The 1,507-nt window shown below is 68.7% G+C and carries 1 protein-coding gene; it reads left to right on the top strand.

The genetic code is table 11. From position 1 onward, the window contains the following. Nucleotides 1-1,507, top strand: a 1,507-nt coding sequence (locus EKM57_RS21645; protein WP_129794614.1) for an Ig-like domain-containing protein, incomplete at both ends; no start/stop codon positions are given.

The following is a 1,507-nucleotide window of genomic DNA, read 5'->3' as shown; positions in this document are numbered from 1 at the left end:
CCTTCGGCAAGCCAGTCGAGCACGGCGGGCAACCCGGCCGGCGTCTACACGGTGGTGGTGACGGCAGCCGATCCGCACGGCGCCACGGTGACCCAGAGCTTCAACTGGACCGTCACCAATCCCGGGCCTGATGCAGCCAACGACTCCAATTCGACGGATGAGGATGTGCCGCTTGCGGTGAGCGCGGCGGACGGCGTGCTGGACAATGACAGCGACCCGGACGGCGACGCGCTGGTGGTGGACGCGGTGAACGGCATCGCAGCCAATGTCGGCTCGGTCGTGACCGGCACGAATGGGGGCACGTTCACGCTGAACCCCGACGGCAGCTACCTTTTCGACCCGAACGGTCAGTTCGGCGACCTTGCCGTCGGCGAGACTCGGACGACGAGCATCACCTACACGATCAGCGACGGCGAGGGCGGCACCGACACGGCGACGCTCGAGGTGACGGTGACCGGCACCAATGACGGGCCGGTGGCGGTGGGGACGCTCCCCGGCCGGTCCAACGAAGATGCCGATGCGGTCGCCGACGTCGACGTCAGCGGCGTCTTTGCCGACCTGGATGCGAGCGACACTCTGACCTATTCGGCGACCGGGCTCCCGGCCGGCCTGACGCTGCACCCGGCGACCGGGATCATCAGCGGGACGATCGATCCGTCGGCAAGCCAGTCGAGCACGCCCGGCAACCCGGCCGGAGTCTATGCCGTGGTGGTGACCGCGGACGACGGCCATGGCGGCACGGTGACCCAGAGCTTCACCTGGACCGTCACCAATCCGGTCCCGGACGCGACCGACGACGTCAACACGGTGGATGAGGACACGCTCCTCACGGTGAGCGCGGCGGACGGGGTGCTGGACAATGACAGCGACCCGGACGGCGACATGCTGGTCGTGGAGGCCGTGAACGGCGTCGAAGCCAATGTCGGCACCTCGGTGGGCGGCACGAATGGCGGCACGTTCACGCTGAACGCCGACGGCAGCTACGATTTCGACCCGAATGGCCAGTTCGACGATCTCGCGGTCGGCGAGACTCGGACGACGGGCATCACCTACACGGTCAGCGACGGCGAGGGCGGCACCGACACGGCCACGCTCGAGGTGACGGTGACCGGCACCAACGACGCGCCGGTCGCGCTGAACGACGCCAACACGACGGACGAAGGCACGCCTCTGGCGGTAAGTGCGGCGGACGGCGTGCTGGACAATGACAGCGACCCGGAAGGCGACCCGCTGGTGGTGCAGGCGGTGAACGGCGCCGAGGGGAATGTCGGCACCTCGGTGGGCGGCACGAATGGCGGCACGTTCACGCTGAACGCCGACGGCAGCTACGATTTCGACCCGAATGGCCAGTTCGACGATCTCGCGGTCGGCGAGGCTCGGACGACGCGCATCACCTACACGGTCAGCGACGGCGAGGGCGGCACCGACATGGCCACGCTCGAGGTGACGGTGACCGGCACCAATGACGGTCCGGTGGCGGTGGGAACGCTCCCCGGTCGGTCCAGCG

The organism is Sphingosinicella sp. CPCC 101087, from assembly GCF_004151485.1.
GTDB lineage: Bacteria > Pseudomonadota > Alphaproteobacteria > Sphingomonadales > Sphingomonadaceae > Allosphingosinicella.
Note: the sequence above shows the minus strand (reverse complement) of the source record. Positions and strands in the feature narration are given on the sequence as shown.